The 17710-nt window shown below is 39.5% G+C and carries 15 protein-coding genes; 13 read left to right on the top strand and 2 right to left on the bottom strand.

What is annotated here, in order from left to right:
* Positions 1 to 6 precede the first annotated feature (6 nt).
* Together asnS and ACQV2O_RS01445 are read left to right on the top strand one after the other, a co-directional pair.
* The gene (gene asnS, locus ACQV2O_RS01450; RefSeq protein ID WP_428874784.1) at positions 7 to 1305 is read left to right on the top strand and encodes an asparagine--tRNA ligase; all 1299 of its coding nucleotides are present in this window, start codon (positions 7 to 9) and stop codon (positions 1303 to 1305) included.
* A gap of 19 nt (positions 1306 to 1324) precedes the next feature.
* Positions 1325 to 2053 carry a DnaD domain-containing protein gene (locus ACQV2O_RS01445; protein WP_428873703.1) on the top strand — a complete coding sequence of 243 codons (729 nt, stop codon included), beginning with the start codon at positions 1325 to 1327 and terminating at the stop codon, positions 2051 to 2053.
* A 117-nt stretch (positions 2054 to 2170) separates the two neighbouring features.
* On the opposite strand, the gene ACQV2O_RS01440 is transcribed toward ACQV2O_RS01445, so the two are convergent.
* Positions 2171 to 4642 (bottom strand): transglycosylase domain-containing protein, encoded by a 2472-nt coding sequence (locus ACQV2O_RS01440; protein ID WP_428874783.1) that lies wholly within the window; start codon positions 4640 to 4642, stop codon positions 2171 to 2173.
* 29 nt (positions 4643 to 4671) lie between these two features.
* Positions 4672 to 5274: a Holliday junction resolvase RecU gene (gene recU, locus ACQV2O_RS01435; RefSeq protein ID WP_428873701.1), complete on the bottom strand. Its 603-nt coding sequence runs from the start codon at positions 5272 to 5274 to the stop codon at positions 4672 to 4674.
* Positions 5275 to 5484: 210 nt separating this feature from the next.
* Here recU and tig point away from each other — a divergent pair, with 210 nt between their 5' ends.
* The 11 genes from tig to pepT all read left to right on the top strand — a co-directional run bounded on the left by tig (position 5485) and on the right by pepT (position 17709).
* A complete protein-coding gene (gene tig, locus ACQV2O_RS01430) occupies positions 5485 to 6765 on the top strand; it encodes a trigger factor (RefSeq protein ID WP_428874781.1) in 1281 nt (426 codons plus the stop codon).
* Positions 6766 to 6878: 113 nt separating this feature from the next.
* Positions 6879 to 8123, top strand: a complete 1245-nt coding sequence (gene clpX, locus ACQV2O_RS01425; RefSeq protein WP_428874779.1) for an ATP-dependent Clp protease ATP-binding subunit ClpX — start codon at positions 6879 to 6881, stop codon at positions 8121 to 8123.
* A gap of 16 nt (positions 8124 to 8139) precedes the next feature.
* The gene (yihA, locus tag ACQV2O_RS01420) at positions 8140 to 8733 is read left to right on the top strand and encodes a ribosome biogenesis GTP-binding protein YihA/YsxC (RefSeq protein WP_428873631.1); all 594 of its coding nucleotides are present in this window, start codon (positions 8140 to 8142) and stop codon (positions 8731 to 8733) included.
* An 11-nt stretch (positions 8734 to 8744) separates the two neighbouring features.
* Positions 8745 to 10001, top strand: a complete 1257-nt coding sequence (locus ACQV2O_RS01415) for an MFS transporter (protein ID WP_428873632.1) — start codon at positions 8745 to 8747, stop codon at positions 9999 to 10001.
* Positions 10002 to 10035: 34 nt separating this feature from the next.
* The gene (gene dnaG / locus ACQV2O_RS01410; RefSeq protein ID WP_428874778.1) at positions 10036 to 11877 is read left to right on the top strand and encodes a DNA primase; all 1842 of its coding nucleotides are present in this window, start codon (positions 10036 to 10038) and stop codon (positions 11875 to 11877) included.
* 12 nt (positions 11878 to 11889) lie between these two features.
* A complete protein-coding gene (rpoD, locus tag ACQV2O_RS01405; RefSeq protein ID WP_428873634.1) occupies positions 11890 to 13032 on the top strand; it encodes an RNA polymerase sigma factor RpoD in 1143 nt (380 codons plus the stop codon).
* 124 nt (positions 13033 to 13156) lie between these two features.
* The gene (locus tag ACQV2O_RS01400; protein WP_428874777.1) at positions 13157 to 13999 is read left to right on the top strand and encodes an aldo/keto reductase; all 843 of its coding nucleotides are present in this window, start codon (positions 13157 to 13159) and stop codon (positions 13997 to 13999) included.
* A 183-nt stretch (positions 14000 to 14182) separates the two neighbouring features.
* Positions 14183 to 14878 carry a YjjG family noncanonical pyrimidine nucleotidase gene (locus ACQV2O_RS01395; protein ID WP_428874776.1) on the top strand — a complete coding sequence of 232 codons (696 nt, stop codon included), beginning with the start codon at positions 14183 to 14185 and terminating at the stop codon, positions 14876 to 14878.
* Between the two features lie 62 nt (positions 14879 to 14940).
* Positions 14941 to 15684, top strand: coding sequence for a tRNA (adenine(22)-N(1))-methyltransferase (locus ACQV2O_RS01390; protein WP_428873637.1), 744 nt, complete (start codon positions 14941 to 14943; stop codon positions 15682 to 15684).
* Positions 15665 to 16468: a Nif3-like dinuclear metal center hexameric protein gene (locus ACQV2O_RS01385; RefSeq protein WP_428873638.1), complete on the top strand. Its 804-nt coding sequence runs from the start codon at positions 15665 to 15667 to the stop codon at positions 16466 to 16468. The genes ACQV2O_RS01390 and ACQV2O_RS01385 overlap by 20 nt, the downstream gene beginning before the upstream one ends.
* Positions 16469 to 16482: 14 nt before the next feature.
* Entirely contained in the window at positions 16483 to 17709 is a 1227-nt protein-coding gene (gene pepT / locus ACQV2O_RS01380; RefSeq protein ID WP_428873639.1) for a peptidase T, read from the top strand.
* Position 17710: the final 1 nt, after the last annotated feature.

Raw genomic sequence — 17710 nt, 5'->3', positions numbered from 1 at the left:
AAATAAATGGAAACTATCACAATGAACCAAGCGGCATCACACTTAAACCAAAAAGTACAAATTAACGCTTGGTTAACAAACAAACGCTCTTCCGGTAAAATTGCCTTTTTACAACTACGTGACGGCAAGACTTACTTCCAAGGAATCGTCTTAAAAGCTGAAGTGGGAGATGAAGTATTCGATACTGTTAAGAGCTTGGGGCAGGAATCAAGTCTAAAACTAATCGGAACTGTTCAAGCTGACGACCGTTCTGCTTTAGGCTATGAACTTTTAGTTCATTCAGTGGAAGTGATCGGCGAAAGTCATGACTATCCAATTACACCTAAAGAACACGGGACAGACTTTTTAATGGATCACCGTCATTTATGGTTGCGTTCTAGTCGCCAGCATGCCATTATGCAAATTCGTAACGAAATTATCCGTGCAACTTATGAATTCTATAATGACCGTGGCTTCATTAAGATTGACCCACCCGTTCTAACTGGGTCAGCACCGGAAGGAACCACTGAACTGTTCCACACTAAGTATTTTGAAGAAGATGCTTATCTTTCTCAATCTGGTCAATTATATATGGAAGCAGCCGCTATGTCCTTTGGTAAAGTCTTCTCATTCGGACCAACTTTTAGAGCGGAAAAATCTAAAACTCGCCGTCACCTGATTGAGTTCTGGATGATGGAGCCTGAAATGGCCTTTACCGACCACGAACAAAGCTTAAAAGTCCAAGAAGAATATGTGGCTTACTTGGTACGTAATACGATTGACAACTGCAGCATGGCCTTGGAAACACTAGGGCGTGATATTGATGTGCTTGAAAAGTATACTCAAGTTCCTTATCCACGTATTGAATACACTGAGGCCGTTCAATTATTAAAAGATAATGGTTTTGATGATATTGAGTGGGGCGATGATTTCGGTTCACCACACGAGACTTTTATTGCTAACCAACATGAACAACCAGTCTTCATTGTCAACTGGCCACGCTCTATCAAACCTTTCTATATGAAAGTCAACCCTGACAACCCAGAAACCGTTTTATGTGCCGATATGATAGCGCCAGAAGGTTATGGCGAGATTATTGGTGGTTCACAAAGGATCGACGATTATGAGACTTTAGCAGAGAATATTAAGGCCTTTAATTTAGATCCAGCCGTTTATGCCTGGTATCTCGATCTAAGAAAATATGGTAATGTACCCTGTTCTGGTTTTGGTTTAGGTCTTGAAAGAGCTGTTGCTTGGATTTCTGGTATTGAACATATCCGTGAAACATCGCCATTCCCACGTTTGTTAAACCGTCTCTACCCATAAAAAGTAAGGAGTTGGACCAATGGCAAACTCAGTTTATGATTGGATGAAAACGGGTTACACCATGGTACCGAATCTTTTGATTGATCACTTTGGTCAACTAGGCCTTAATTCAAATGAATTTTTATTTATTACTTATCTCTTGAAGCAAATTAATCAGTCCCAATCTGCAGATACTATTATAAACTTATCCAATCAATTTGCTTGGGAGAGTGACCTTCTCTACGAAACACTCAATTCCTTGTTAGATAAGAACTATCTTAATATTGAATTAGTACCAGATGAAGAGGGTAAACAAACGGACCATTATACCTTGCGTCCCTTGTTTGATAAGTTAGATCAATTAGTGGCTGACCAAAAAACAAGTCAGACAGAAGCTCTGTCCAATAAACAAGTTCAAGCTGACCAGAAAGTTAAGGCCGGACAATTGATTCAAGTCTTTGAAGAAGCATTCGGCCGTTCACTTTCAAGTGTAGAATTAGAAACGCTCTACCAATGGATTCAAAAGGATGGTTATCAGCCAGATCTAGTCTATCAAGCACTTAAAGAAGCGTCTATTCGTCAAGTCTTTAATCTAAAGTATATTGACCGCATACTGCTGAATTGGCAAGAACAAAACATTCATACTGTAGATGAGGCTATAGTGGCAAGCAAGCAATACAACCACCGTAATCAAAGTATTCAATCAGAAAAACCCAATCAAACATCCAAATTTAAAATACCCATTTTAAAATGGCATAACAAGGACTAAAGAACCTGCCTAGCTGATCGGTGAGATTTATCGAACAGCTAGGCTTTATTTTGTACAAATAAAAGCTTCATCTTCCTATATAGGGAGGATGAAGCTTTTGAATAGGAGCCTAAATTTCTAAGGTCCGCCAATACTTTCGACAGTATTCAGTTTGTCTTCTGGATCAGATGGATTAGGATCTGGAGCCAGAGTCGTTTCGCTAATTTCTAAGGTAGTTTCTTCACTAGTAGTCGTTTCTTCGACAGATAAATCAAAGGTAATAATTAATTGATCAGAGGCAGAATGGCCATCGACAATGCGTAAGCCCAATTCATAATAGCCAGGAGCAGGTGCTGGAACTTTAAATTCAGTATCTGTTCCTGAATAGACGATTTCACCATTCAGTCTTAACTCAAAGCTAGCTTGAATGGTTAATGGTTCCCACTTGGCTTCAATTTCTTCAGTCTCTTCATTGTACTCCGCATCGAAACCACTTGGTGAAGCTAATACTTTATAAACAGGTGAAATCTGGGTCGGTTGACTACCTTTTACAAAGAGTTCATTTGACCGCATATTGGCAGGTGTTTGGGGACTTGGTTTTTGCAGTGGCTGGGTATATTTTTCAATTTCAGCTACTTCGACCGAGTCTGGTTTTTGCCAATCAGCTATCGGGACTTCTTGCATCAGATATTGAATCATCTGGCTGTAAATCAGCTGTGGGATAAGTGAATCCTGATAGCTCAATTGATTACCAGCCTTATAAGGATCATCATAGCCCACCCAAGTGGCAATGGCATATTGCGGTGTAAAACCAGCATACCAAGCATCGGGTGCAGCAAAACTTTGTGGATCAATACCAATTTCCGTTCTTTGTTGGTCGGAATAGTTGGTTGTTCCGGTCTTACCAGCATGGTAGAGACCATTGACGCCTGCTTTTTCAGCAAAGGTTCCAGGAACACCCTTTAAGATATCCACTAACATATAAGCAGTAGAGTCTTTCATAGCTTGACGACTTTCCGCTTGAAATTCTTGAATGGTTCCTGCTTGAGTAACGACTTTGTTAACGGTATAGGGTTTATGATAGTGACCATAATTAGCAATAGTCGCATAGGCAGCCGATAATTGAATGGGCGTCATTTCACCCCCAATGGCATTGGATTCGACTAATTCGCGTTGGTTATTGTTCTTAATATTTATATCCATCTTTTGTAGGAAGGAATAAGACTTGTCTAAGCCCACTTCTTGTAAGAGTTTCAAGGCCGGGATATTACGTGAACCTACTAAGGCTTCTCTAAGTGTTTGTTTTCCCTTGTAGTCTCTATCATAATTATAAATTTCATCCCCCGAGGTATAAGTGTAAGGTTCATCAACGACCGTTTGGCCAGTTGAATAATTGAGGTATTCAATCGCTGGTCCATAATCGGCTAACGGTTTCATAGTGGAACCGATACTGCGGTTAAGGGTGGCTGTGCGGTTAAGTCCCATAGCTACTTCTTGGTTACGTCCACCGGATAGGGCGGTGAGCTGTCCATTATCGACATTGATGATAGAAACAGCTGTTTGCATTTCATCATTAGGGAAGAGATTGCCATTAGCATCTTGAACCGTTTGATAGAGATATTTTTGAGCGTCTATATCGAGATTGGTGTAAATTTCTAGACCATCCGTATAGACATTTAAGTTCATTTTATCTTGAACTTCTTGAGCGACGACATCGATATAGGCATCGACTATTAAGTCCATTTCACTAAGGGTGTCATCATTTAAAGGAGACAGCATGGAAGCCACTGGAATAGCCACAGCTTCATCATATTGAGCTTGACTAATCATTTGACGTTTGAGCATGACCTGTAAGACGGTATCCCGACGCTCTTGGGCGACTTCAGGATAAAGATAGGGATCATACTGCGTAGGGGCTTGCGGTAATCCAGCCAAAAGAGCAGCTTCTGCTAGAGTCAGATCTTTTAAGTCTTTATCAAAGAAAGACCGAGCAGCTGTTTTAGCCCCATAAACATTGTTAGAATAAAACAATTTATTGAGATAGAGAGAGAGGATTTCTTCTTTGGAATATTCTTGCTCCAACTTCAAGGACAACCAAGCTTCTTGGGCCTTTCTTTCTAAGGTTTGATCTTCAAATTTAGTGGAAAAAACCGATAATTTGACCAACTGTTGAGTAATGGTAGAACCACCTTGGCGAATGTCACCCGCTCTAAGGTTGGCTATGGCCGCCCCTACAATTCGGATAGGGTCAACTCCTTTGTGTTCCATAAAGCGCGCATCTTCAATGGCTAAGACCGCTTGTTTTAAGACTTCAGGGACTTGATCGGCTGTCATTAGATCGCGGTTCTTACCACCTAGGGTTTTGACCAAATTACCTCTATTATCAAAGACTTTAGAAGAGACTTGACCAGTTAAATCGTCTTGGTCAATCTCAGGGGCTGACATGGCATAATAAGTAAAGAGACCAGCACCAGCTATTAAAGTAAGTAGACCTAAAGACAGGCCTATTATGACAATGCGCTTGAACCAGGTCATGAAATTTGTTTTTGATCTCTTAGGGGGATGTTGTTGATGATATTTTTTTCTTTCTACGCGACTTCCTGTCACCATATTTATTCCTCGTTTCTATTAGAGACTTTTTATTTGACTTCTTCTAAGTAGGCATCCAAGGCACTTAAATAATCGACTGAAATAGGAAATTTGCCTTGGGGACAAGCATAAGCATGGGCTTGAATAAAACTATAAGGGATGCTTTGCTTTTGGTTTTTTTGCAAGAAATTTTCTAGCAGGGGATAGGGAATCAGATAGATTGCATCGTGTACCCTAAAGTAGATCAACAAAAAGACGATGCCTCCTTGCTGGAAGCAAAGCTTCATATGTTCGATTTGATGGTCATGTAAATTGGATAAAGGGAAAGAGGTCTTGTTACGCGTTTCCTTAGTCTCAAAGTCAATATACCTGCCCAGATAGACACCATTATAGTCAGTGGTAGAGGCCTGACGAAAATAGGCTTCAGTAATACGGGCGGCTGATCGTTTGGGGTAATCGACTTTGACAATCTGCACTGGTGTTGGCTTTTTATGAATGACCGCCAGTTGCCGGTTTAAATAATAAGCATTACTCTGATTGATCATTTCTTCAAAGGACATCCCTCGACTACCGTATTGTGTTTTTTGTTTTGATGTTATTTCTTTCCTTTTAAATTTAAAACGCGGACCTTGTCCTGCAGGATAATTAAACATGGACTCACTCCTCAATAAGTCTTATTATAGCGAATTTTTAGTCAGATACCTAGTTTCAATTCAGACTTATTCTAAGACCTAGTCTAACAACAAAAAATGAATTTTATTAGACTTTATTGGTAATATTGATTTGGTGTTTACAAAAGCAGGGAATTTCGTTAAAATGTATGGGTATGTAAATTATATACTAGTCTTGGAGGAAGAATAATTATGACAACTAAATTTGAAAAAAGCTCTATCAATGAAGGAGTTTTAACATTTGAAATTCCAGTAGAAGATATCAACAAAGGCTTAGATAAAGCTTACAATAAAGTACGTAAAAATATCTCTGTACCTGGATTTCGTAAAGGGAAAGTACCACGTCAAATCTTCAACAATGTTTATGGTGAAGCTTCATTATATGAAGAAGTATTAAACCAATTAATCCCAGGCGCCTATCAACAAGCTGTGGAAGAAGCAGAGATTGAAGCGGTTACTCAACCTGAAATTGATATTGAATCAATGGAAAAAGGGAAGCCATGGGTTATTACTGCCAAAGTTACCTTAAAACCAGAAGTTAAATTAGGTGAATACAAGGGCTTAACAGTAGAAAAACAAGACCGCCAGGTAAGCGATGAAGATGTAGAAAAGCACTTAGAAGAAAAGCGTCAACAATTAGCAGAATTAGTTGTTAAAGAAGATGCAGCGGTTGAAGGCGATACTGTCGTAATCGACTATGAAGGTTTCCGCGACGGGGAACCATTCGAAGGGGGTAAAGGTGAAAACCATTCCTTAGAATTAGGTTCCAATTCATTCATTCCTGGCTTTGAAGATCAACTAGTAGGTGCTAAACCTGGTGATGATGTAGAAGTTAAAGTTACTTTTCCTGAAGAATACCATGCGGAGGAACTGGCTGGTCAAGACGCTATGTTCAAAGTGCGTGTTCACGAAGTAAAAGCAAAAGAATTACCAGAATTCGATGATGAATTTGCTAAAGATGCAGATGACGAAGTAGAAAGCTTGGACGAATTGCGTAATAAAGTACGTGTTCAATTAGAAGAAGAAAAAGAAAAGCAAGCTAAAGAGGTCATTGAAGATTTAGCATTACGTCAAGCGGTTGAAAATGCTGAAATCGTCGAAATGCCTGAAGCAATGGTTCACGAAGAAATCCACCGTCAAATGGATCACTTCTTAAACAACTTGAAGCGTCAAGGAATTAACGAAGATCTCTATTACCAAATTTCTGGTAGCACTCGTGAAGATCTCCATGAACAGTTTGCAGAAGAAGCAGACCTAAGAACTAAAACGAACTTAGTCTTAGAAGCAATCGTTGCAAAAGAAAAGATTGATGTCAATGAAGAAGAAGTTAATAAGGAAATTGAATTATTAGCCAGTCAATACGGAATGCCAACTGATCAAGTGAAACAATATGTGACTGAAGATATGTTGAAGTCTGATATTCGCTTGAAGAAAGCCATGAGCTTAATTGTTGACTCTGTTGAAGAAAAATAGGATACTAAAATAGAAGAAATAACAAAAGAGGGATCGCAACAGTCTGATTTTAAAGTGACTTTTGCATCCCTTTTTAGTCTTATTTAAGTAAGTAAGACCAAAAAGGAGGAAACATGGGAAAGACTACAAATATCAATGATTATTACTGCTCGTTTTGTGGTAAATCACAAGATGAAGTCGATAAGATTATTGCTGGACCAGATGTTTTCATCTGTAACGAATGTGTTGATTTATGCCAATCAATCATTCAAGAAGAGATGCGCTTTGAAAAAGAGCAAGAACCAGTTAAAGTGTTAAAACCGCAAGAGATTGTTGATCAACTAAACCAATATGTGATTGGCCAAGATCAAGCTAAGAAATCTTTAGCCGTGGCAGTTTATAATCATTATAAGCGCATCAACTTTAAAGCCGTTGATGACGATGATGTCGAATTGCAAAAGTCTAATATCTGTATTATCGGTCCGACCGGTTCGGGTAAAACCTACTTAGCCCAGAGCTTGGCTCGCATTATAAATGTTCCTTTTGCCATAGCGGACGCTACCACCCTAACCGAAGCAGGCTATGTGGGGGAAGACGTTGAAAATATCTTACTGAAATTAGTACAAGCTGCTGATTATGATATTGAACGTGCTCAAAAAGGGATTATTTATGTGGATGAAATCGATAAGATTGCACGAAAATCTGAAAACACCTCGATTACCCGTGATGTTTCAGGTGAAGGTGTCCAACAAGCTCTACTTAAAATTTTAGAAGGAACGGTAGCCAATATCCCACCTAAGGGAGGGCGTAAGCACCCTAACCAAGATTATATTCAAATCGACACCTCGCAAATTCTCTTTATTGTAGGTGGAGCCTTTGCTGGCATTGAAACTACGATTAAAGAACGTTTAGGCTCTAAAGTAATTGGTTTTGGTACGGATACTCACCGACAACATAGTGATGAGAATATCATGCAATTAGCCAGTTCAGAAGACTTGCTTAAATTCGGCTTAATTCCCGAATTCATTGGACGATTGCCCATCTTAACGGTCTTGGATCAATTATCACAAGAAGATTTAGTCAGTATCTTAACCCAACCTAAGAACGCTTTGGTTAAACAATACCAACGTCTTTTAGAAATGGAAGATGTCAAACTAGAGTTTGAAGAAGCGGCCCTGGAAGAAATTGCTCACCAGGCTATTATTCGCGACACTGGAGCGCGTGGTTTAAGGTCAATCTTAGAAAACACTATGTTAGATATTATGTTTGAAGTACCACAAAGAGAAGATGTTTCACGCATCAAGGTCACAAAAGACACGGTATTGGGCAAAAGTCGCGCCACTTATTATAATAAGAGTAATCGCAAGATAAGCAAATAAAAAATGGGGTAGACGAATGCACATTAAAGAAGCAAAATTTGTAATTTCAGCTGTTCAAGAGTCCCAAGCGCCACAAGATGAAGTGCCTGAGATTGCCCTTGCCGGGCGGTCAAATGTTGGCAAATCCAGTTTTATTAACAAGGTCCTCCAACGTAATAAGTTGGCCCGGACCTCTGGACAGCCTGGTAAGACCCAAACTTTAAACTTTTATTCGGTAAACGACGCTGCTTTTCGTGTCGTGGATGTGCCCGGTTATGGATACGCTCGGGTCTCCAAGCTAAATCGTAAAAATTGGGCCAAGATGAATTTGAATTTTCTACGGCAAAGAAGAAATCTTCGTTTATTAATCCTCTTGATGGATATTCGTCACGAGCCCACTCAATTAGACAAAGCAATGTATCAATTTGCCGAAGAATTAGACATTCCTTTTGCCATTTGTTTGACCAAGGCGGACAAAATCAAAAAAAGCCAATGGAATAAACATTTATCCCTCTATAAGAAAAGTTTAAATTTACCAACAACCGATGCGCTTTTCACTTTTTCATCGGTAACCGGAGAAGGTCGCGAAGATATTTTAGACTTGTTTGAAAGTTTATTAATGGATGAATAGGAGTCAATAAAGTGAAAAAGCTATGTTCTACTTATACCAAGAAGGAATTTTCTTGGATTCTACAAGACTGGGCCAATTCTGCCTATTCTTTAATGATCACCACCGCTTTATTCCCTATATTTTATAAGAGTATTGCCACCAATGCGGGGGTCTCTGATGCTAATTCAACAGCCTATCTTGGTTATACCAATGCTATCGGGACGATCGCTGTCGCTATGATGGCTCCTTTTTTAGGGACTTTAGCAGATTTTCCTGGTTACCGTAAAAAATTATTTACCACTGCTACGCTCTTAGGTGTTTTCTCAGTGCTATCGATGATTTTGATTGGTCAAGTTTCTTGGCAGTGGCTATTGGTACTTTATGGCTTTTCAGCTGTCGGTTTTTCGACTGCTAATATTTTTTATGATGCTTCCTTGATGGATGTCACCAGTCGCGACCGTTTGGACTTAGTGTCCTCAGCCGGTTTTGGTTTTGGTTATATCGGAAGTGTGATTCCTTTCTTAATTTTTATGCTTTTACAATTTTCAGGTGGGTTAAAAGAGGGTGTAGTGGTTAATATCGGTTTTCTTTTAACGGCTGTTTGGTGGTTTGTTTTTACCATTCCTTATTGGAAAAATGTCGACCAGGTCTATATGGACCAACCAAAGCAGCCCCATATTATCGCTTCAACTTTAGCTTCTCTCAAAGAAACTCTAACGGAACTAACCAAAGACAAGGTGATTGTTTATTTCTTAATCGGCTATTTCTTCTACATAGACGGGGTAGGAACGATTATCAAAATGGCTACCTCCATCGGAAGTGACCAGGGCTTAACAGCTACTCAGTTAATATTGATGTTGTTAGTGGTTCAAATCGTTGCCTTTCCGTGCTCGATTATTTATGGCATCTTAGCCAAACGCTGGGGAAGGCGCACTATGCTTTTTACAGGTATTGGGACCTACATTCTAATTTGTTTAATGGCCCTATCCTTATCCTCTTTTGTGGATTTTATGATCATCGCTATCTTAGTAGGTTCAGCTCAAGGTGGGATTCAATCTCTTAGTCGTTCTTATTTTGGTTCTATTATTCCACTGGAGAAAAATAACCAGCTTTTTGGTATTTATAATATTTTCGGTAAATTTTCATCAGTTTTAGGTACCACCATTCTGGGAATTATTACCCAACTAACGGGCGATTCGCTCAAAGGCTTGTTTGTAATTGTGATTCAATTTATGATGGGTGCCTTCCTACTGTGGAAAGCTAAAAAGCCAATTACTAAAGCTGTTTAAAACAAGCTTGAAATTTTATTAGAGGAGGCAGGCCATGGCCTATATACCGAATGAGGTGATTGATGCTATCAGGCAGTCGGTTAAAATCGAAGACGTTGTCAGTCAATATGTGCAACTGACTAAAAGGGGTCCAGGCTACTCTGCCTCTTGCCCTTTTCATGAAGACAATAACCCATCCTTTTCCATTCATACCGAAAAGCAAATCTTCAAATGCTTCTCTTGTGGTAGAGCGGGCAATGTCTTTGGTTTTATCCAGGAAATTGAATCGCTACCCTTTAAACAAGCGGTTATTAAGGTGGCAGAGTTTGCAGACTACCCTTTGGATTCAAGTTTATTAGCTGAAGATGATTATAGTCCAATTCCTCATCAAGATAAACAATTGTATGCGATCTATGAAAAAGCTAGTCAATTCTATCATTACTTTTTAACTGCTACAGAAAATGGTAATCAAGCTTATGCTTATTTAAGCGATCGTGGCTTAAAGAAGGAAACGATTGACGCCTTTGCTTTAGGGTTAGCGCCTGATAATTCTGAGCTCTTATGGACTTATTTAAAGGATCAGTCTTTCACTGAAGAAGAATTACTGACTTCGGGTATTTTTTACCAAGCTGAAAATAGTCTAGCCATTATCGACCGCTTTCGTGGACGGATTATCTTCCCTTTGAGATCGAATCAAGGAAAGGTTTTAGCCTTTTCTGGACGCCTCTATCAAGCAGGGGACTCTCGCAAGAGTAAGTATGTTAACTCGCCTGAAACCACTATTTTTCATAAGAGTCAGCTGGTTTATAATCTTGATTTGGCACGACCAGCCATTCGCAAGTTAAAACAAATTATAGTTTGTGAAGGTTTTATGGATGTGATTGCACTTTACGAAGCAGGATTCGAACAGGCGGTAGCTACCATGGGGACTAGCTTGACCCATGATCACTTGTCTTATTTGACCAAATTAGCCAATGAAATTCTCTTTGTATTTGATGGCGATGAAGCAGGGCAAAAAGCTACAGCTAAAGCCTTTGAATTGGGAAAAGATTTTCCCAAAGCCCAATTTAAATCAATCCTTTTACCTAGAGGGATGGACCCTGATGAGTGGTTGAAAGCCAGGGGAAAAGAATCCTTCCAAACACTTTTAAACCAAGCACAAACTTCCTTTAATTTTTTCAAAAATTATCACAAGCAATTCTTTCAAATGGATGATAAAGCTGCTGTGGCGGAATATATCGACCGTTTATTAGTTGATTTAAACAAAATCCAATCACCCGTCGAGAAACAATTGTATCTGGTGGAACTTGCTGAAGAATTTCAAATAGCAGAAAGCTTCTTGCAAGAGCGAATGTTGCGCTTGAGTGGAGGTCAAAGAAAGACTGGTAAAAAGCAACCAGCTATCAACCATCATCAACCACCTCCGCAATTACAAAGTGATCAGCAGGCCTTAAAAGTAGATTCTTTTAAAGCCTTTCAAAGTGAAAAATTATGGTTAGGCTTTTTAATGTACTATCAAGAGGCTTGGAATTATTTAGAAAAATTAAATGAGCTGCCATTTCTCTACCATGACTTTTCACAAAAGGCCTTTCTAGCCTTGACGGATTACTATTATCAAGGCAACAAATTGCCTTTAACAGGAATAGTTGGTAATATTGAAGAGGTTCAAGTCAATAGTCTTTTAACGAATGTAATGTGGGATTTTGAACCGATTGGTTATCAAGATCAAGCGATGACCGACTGTTTAAATACTATCCAAATCGCCTTTTTAGAACAAGAAATAGAAGAATTAAAGACCCAATTTAAACAATATCACCAACAGCAAGAAGCCAATAAGGCAACTGAGGTGATTAATCGCTTAATGGTGTTGCAAAGAAAATTAAAGACAAAAGAATAGGGGGCTTACTTTATGGCAAAAGAAAAGAAAGACAATAAAGCAAGTAAAAATGAATTAAAGCTGACTTTAGACCAGGCCACTGAAAAGCTGATAAAAGAAAAGAAAATTCTCGGTCAAGTTCACTATGATGACTTGAGCAATCAATTAGCCATTCCATATAAATTAGATGCCAATGGTATTGATAAGCTCATTCAAAAGGTGGAAGACCAAGGGATTGCGGTAGTAGGTGATGATGGTGGACCAACCAAGCAACAAATGGTTAGAGCAGAAGACGTTAAACCAGAAGAAGTCCTAACAGCCGCCCAAAAAGCAGCCGCTTCAAAAATAAAGGTAGCAGATCCTGTTCGTATGTATTTAAAAGAAATTGGTCGTGTCGATCTATTAAATGCAGATGAAGAGGTCGAATTGGCCAAGCGTATCTTAGAAGGCGATGAATTAGCTAAGCAAGAATTGGCTGAAGCCAACCTTCGTTTAGTAGTATCGATTGCTAAGCGTTATGTGGGTCGTGGTATGTCCTTCTTAGACCTCATTCAAGAAGGGAATATGGGCTTGATGAAGGCGGTTGAAAAGTTTGACCATACTAAAGGGTTCAAATTCTCAACTTACGCTACTTGGTGGATTCGTCAAGCCATCACACGAGCCATTGCCGACCAGGCGCGAACCATTCGTATCCCGGTTCATATGGTGGAAACCATCAACAAATTAGTAAGAGTCCAAAGACAATTGTTACAAGACCTGGGTAGAGAACCGACGCCTGAAGAAATCGGAGCAGAAATGGATTTACCGACTGAAAAAGTACGTGATATCTTAAAAATTGCTCAAGAACCGGTCTCCTTGGAAACCCCCATTGGTGAAGAGGACGATTCGCACTTAGGTGATTTTATTGAAGACGAAGGCGCCTTAAGTCCAGAAGATCATACGGCTTCAGCCCTCTTAAGGGAACAGTTAGAGGATGTGTTGGATACCTTAACTGACCGTGAAGAAAATGTTCTACGCTTACGCTTCGGCTTGGATGATGGCAATATTCGCACCCTTGAACAAGTCGGTAAGGTTTTTGGTGTAACGCGTGAGCGTATTCGTCAAATCGAAGCTAAAGCTTTGAGAAAATTACGCCATCCTAGTCGGTCTAAACAATTAAAAGACTTTATCGAATAGAATAAGACAAGAAAAACTCCTTCATACGCTTAAATGAGCGGAAGGAGTTTTTCGTGTTTAAGCCTTTACTTGCGAAAGCGCTTTAATCGTTTTATACTTAAGGTAGGCAAAAGGGGGAAGATTAATGGAAAGTTATTTATTAAAGAACGGTGTCAAGATTCCTAAAATTGGTTTTGGTACTTGGAAGTTAAAAGAAGGTGAAGAAGCCTATCAAAGTGTCCTTCATGCCTTAAAGGTAGGCTATCGTCACATTGATACTGCTCAAGTCTATGGCAATGAAGCCAGTGTCGGTCGAGCCATTAAAGATTCAGGTATTCCACGTGAAGAGATCTTTCTAACTACTAAAATTTGGAATGACAAGCATTCCTACAGTCTAGCCAAGCAAGCGGTGGAAGAATCCATGCAAAAGTTGCAAGTAGATTATTTAGACCTTTTGTTAATTCACTGGCCTAATCCCGTTCACTTACGCAAGGACAAGGCATGGATGCAAGCTAATCAAGAAGTTTGGCAGTTGATGGAAGAATTATATCAAGATGGAAAACTAAAAGCCATTGGGGTGTCCAATTTCATGGTTCATCACTTAGCTGCTTTACTAGCCTCTGTCAAGATAAAGCCCATGGTTAACCAAGTCTTACTCGCTCCGGGAACTACGCAAGAGAATTTAGTTAATTTTTGCCAACAACATGATATGGTTCTAGAAGCCTATAGTCCGCTAGGAAGTGGTAGTCTTTTTGAGCAAGTGCCAGTCGAAGAAATAGCAAAAAAACATAAGAAAAGTGTTGCGCAAGTTGCCCTAAGATGGTCGCTTGATAAAGGCTTTCTGCCCTTACCCAAATCAAAAACACCGGCTAATATTGAATCGAACCTAGACATTTTTGATTTTGAGCTAGAAGCAGAAGACCGCAAAAAGTTGGATCAATTAGAGGGGGTGAAAACACAAAGCGACCCTGATCAAGTTGACTTTTAAAAAAGGAACTTTAAACAGATGACCCGGAAGCTTTAATAGCTTTCCGGCTTTTTTTATGATTGAGTGCGTCTAGCTGAATAATAAAAATTTATTAAATATTTACTTAAGTAAGCTATATATTATCGACAAATTGGTTTATAATAAGCGCATAATAGTGACTTTAAGAATGGAAGGAAGGATCAATTGACTTATCAATTATTATTATTTGATTTAGATAACACCTTATTTAATTTTAATCAAGCCCAAGACCAAGCCTTACTTGAATTCTTAAGCCAAGAAGGGGTTCCCCAGCACGATATTCCTCGTTTTATTGACTACTATGTTTTGCTCAATCATTCTTTATGGGACAAGTTAGAGTTAGGGTTAATTGATCGGCAAACATTAATTTCTAGTCGTTTTGCCTTATTATTTGATCACTTTGGTCATCAGCGGGATGGGGTAGAATTGGCTCAAGCCTATCAAAAGTGTATAGGCAGACAAGCCCAGCTAATTGAAGGTGCAAGAAGCTTCCTCGAAGCTTGTCTTAAGGAGGGGAAGCGTCTGTTTGCCATTTCCAACGGTATTTCTGCTATTCAAAGGGCGCGCTTAGAACATGCAAAGTTGAATCCTTATTTTGAAGCAATTTTTATTTCAGAAGAGATTGGTCATGTGAAGCCTTCTAAAGGCTTTTTCGATTATGTCGCTGAAAATATAAGAGAATTCAATTCTAAAAGGACACTCGTTATTGGCGACTCCTTGAGTGCTGATATTCAAGGCGCCTTAAACGCAGGGCTTGATTGTGTTTGGTTTAATCATTTGAATGAAAACAAACAGTCCCACTTACCGGCCAATTATGTGGTCGATAACTATAATGATTTAGCCAAAATCATCTACAGATAAAAAATAGGTAGTCTCAAAAATGCTTTTCTAGTATATAATAGACTTATGAAAGGGAGTATCGGATGAATATCGAAAGACTATCTCAACGACTGGAAAAAGTTGCGCAATATATCGTTCAATATGGTCAAGCGCCGATTCGGTTGGCAGATATCGGTAGTGATCACGCTTATTTACCATGTAATTTACTTAAAAACAAACAGATAGAATTTGCAGTGGCAGGTGAGGTAGTGGAAGGACCTTATTTATCGGCTGTGAAACAAGTCAATGAAAGTCAATTGCAAGATAAAATCATCGTCCGTCTTGGCGATGGCTTTGCGGCAGTTGAAGCCAGTGATGCCATTAATACAGCAGCTATCTGTGGTATGGGAGGTGGTTTGATTGTCTCCATCTTAGAAGCAGGTTATCATGCGGGAAAATTACCAAAACTCTTAGTCTTACAAGCTAACACAGCAGTTGCCAAAGTCAGAGCCTGGTTACAAGATCATTATTACCATATTCTTAACGAATGCTTTATTGATGAAAAGGGGCAATTTTATGAAGTAATGGTTGCTCAAAAGCAAGCAGAAAAAGCAATTTACACTGATAAAGAAATCATGTTTGGTCCCATACATTTGACTCAAAGGGGGCCAATCTTTGAAGATTACTGGCATAATGAATTAAACCACCACCATTTTATTCTTAATCAGTTGTTTCATGGAGTAGAATATGAGCAAATGGCCCAAGACCGCAAAAATAAGGTAGACATTATTCAAGCCGAAATAGATAAAATAGAGGAGGTGGTAGACTATGACAAAGCTCTTTTTTAAAGAGTTAATGGCTTATCTCGATCAAAAATATCCTGCGGCTTATGCTGAAGAGTGGGATAAGGTCGGCTTACACTTTGGCCATCCTGAACAAGCGATTAAAAAGGTGATGGTCGCTTTGGATATGCGACCACAAGTGGTTGAAGAGGCTATTGAAGAAGATGTAGATAGCTTGATTTTACACCATCCGCCCCTCTTCAAAGCAATCGAGCGTTTCGACCAGTCTAAGCCCCAGATAAAAATGTATCAAAGAGCCATTCAAGCAGGTATCAATGTCTTTGCCATGCACACCAATTATGACGCCGCCCCTGGTGGCATGAATGATATTTTGGCTCAAGCTATGAAGTTAACTGATATTAAACCCTTAATCGATCTAGAAGAAGGACAGGTAGCGATTGGCCGGATAGGCAACTTGCCTCGAGCTCTAACGCGCCATGAACTCTTTGCCTATGTCAAGCAAGTCTTCAAACGACCTGCTTTAACAGTGATTGAAAAAGTCCCGCAAGCCACTTATCAACGAGTTGCTATTGTAGGCGGAGCCGGAGCCAGCTTTATGGACCAGGTCGAAAAGGTCCAAGCCGATGTCTTTATTACCGGAGATATCAGCTTCCACACAGGGCATGATCTATATGAAAAGCCCTTTATGACTATTGATGCCAGTCATTATATTGAGCATTTATTTATTGAGGTCGAAGTGGCCAGAATAAAAGAAGCTATCGAACAAAAGGGTTGGGATCTTGAAGTGATTGCTTCCACAGTTTCCACTGATCCCTTTACTTATGAATAAAAAGGAGAATGATTATGGACTTATTTGAAAAAACTAAAGAACGTTTAATTCGTTACGCTAAGATTAATACTCGCTCGGATGAGAATTCAACCACCATTCCATCGACTGACATTCAATTTGACCTCTTAAATCTTTTGGTCGATGAATTAAAAGCAATCGGTATGGAAGAAGTGGTGTTAAATCCTGAAAATGCCTTTGTCACAGCTACTTTACCGGCTAATACTGATAAAGAAGTAGCCAGCATTGGTTTTATTGCTCACGTAGATACAGCCGACTTTAATTCTGAAAATGTGCAGCCACAAGTCTTTGAAAACTACGACGGTAAAGATCTGCACTTGAGTGAAGATTGGGTAATGAGGGTCAGTGAATTTCCTAACCTACCACCTTATAAAGGTCAAACCCTCATTACCACTGATGGAACTACTCTGTTAGGGGCTGATGATAAGTCCGGTATTGCTGAGATTGTGACCGCTATGGAGTACTTAATCCAACATCCAGAAATCAAACACGGTAAAATCCGTGTAGCCTTTGGTCCGGATGAAGAAATTGGACGTGGAGCAGATCACTTTGATGCAGAAGGTTTTGCGACAGACTTTGCTTATACCATGGATGGCGGACCGGTTGGCGAGTTAGAATATGAATCCTTTAACGCGGCTCAAGCAGTATTGAAAATTCGTGGTAAAAATATACACCCAGGAACTGCTAAAGGCAAAATGATTAATGCCACAACCATTATGAATCTCTTCATGTCTGATCTTCCACAAGCAGAAGTACCAGAGCAAACTTCTGGCCGCGAAGGTTTCTATCATGTCTTAAGTGTAGAAGGGACGGTCGATGAAGCAGAATTAGTGCTAATTATTCGTGACTTCAACCGTGATCTTTTTGAAAAGCGTAAAGCCAAGGTGGAAGAAATCGTTGCTAACATCAACAAAGAATATGCTGAACCACCTATCACATTGGAAATGAAAGACCAATATTACAACATGGCTGAAATCATTGAAAAGGATATGACACCGGTTGACCTAGCCCAAGCAGCCATGGAAGCTTTAGATATTCCTGTTAACATTGTGCCTATCCGTGGTGGAACCGACGGTTCGAAGATTTCCTTCATGGGGATTCCAACCCCAAATATCTTTGCCGGTGGCGAAAACATGCACGGACGCTTTGAATTCGTGGCAGTTGAATCCATGGTTAAGGCGACAGAAGTAATTATCAAAATTGCGGAATTAAATGCCCAATAAG

It is taken from the genome of Facklamia sp. P13055 (genome assembly GCF_050409445.1).
Classification (GTDB): Bacteria; Bacillota; Bacilli; order Lactobacillales; family Aerococcaceae; genus Facklamia.
Note: the sequence above shows the minus strand (reverse complement) of the source record. Positions and strands in the feature narration are given on the sequence as shown.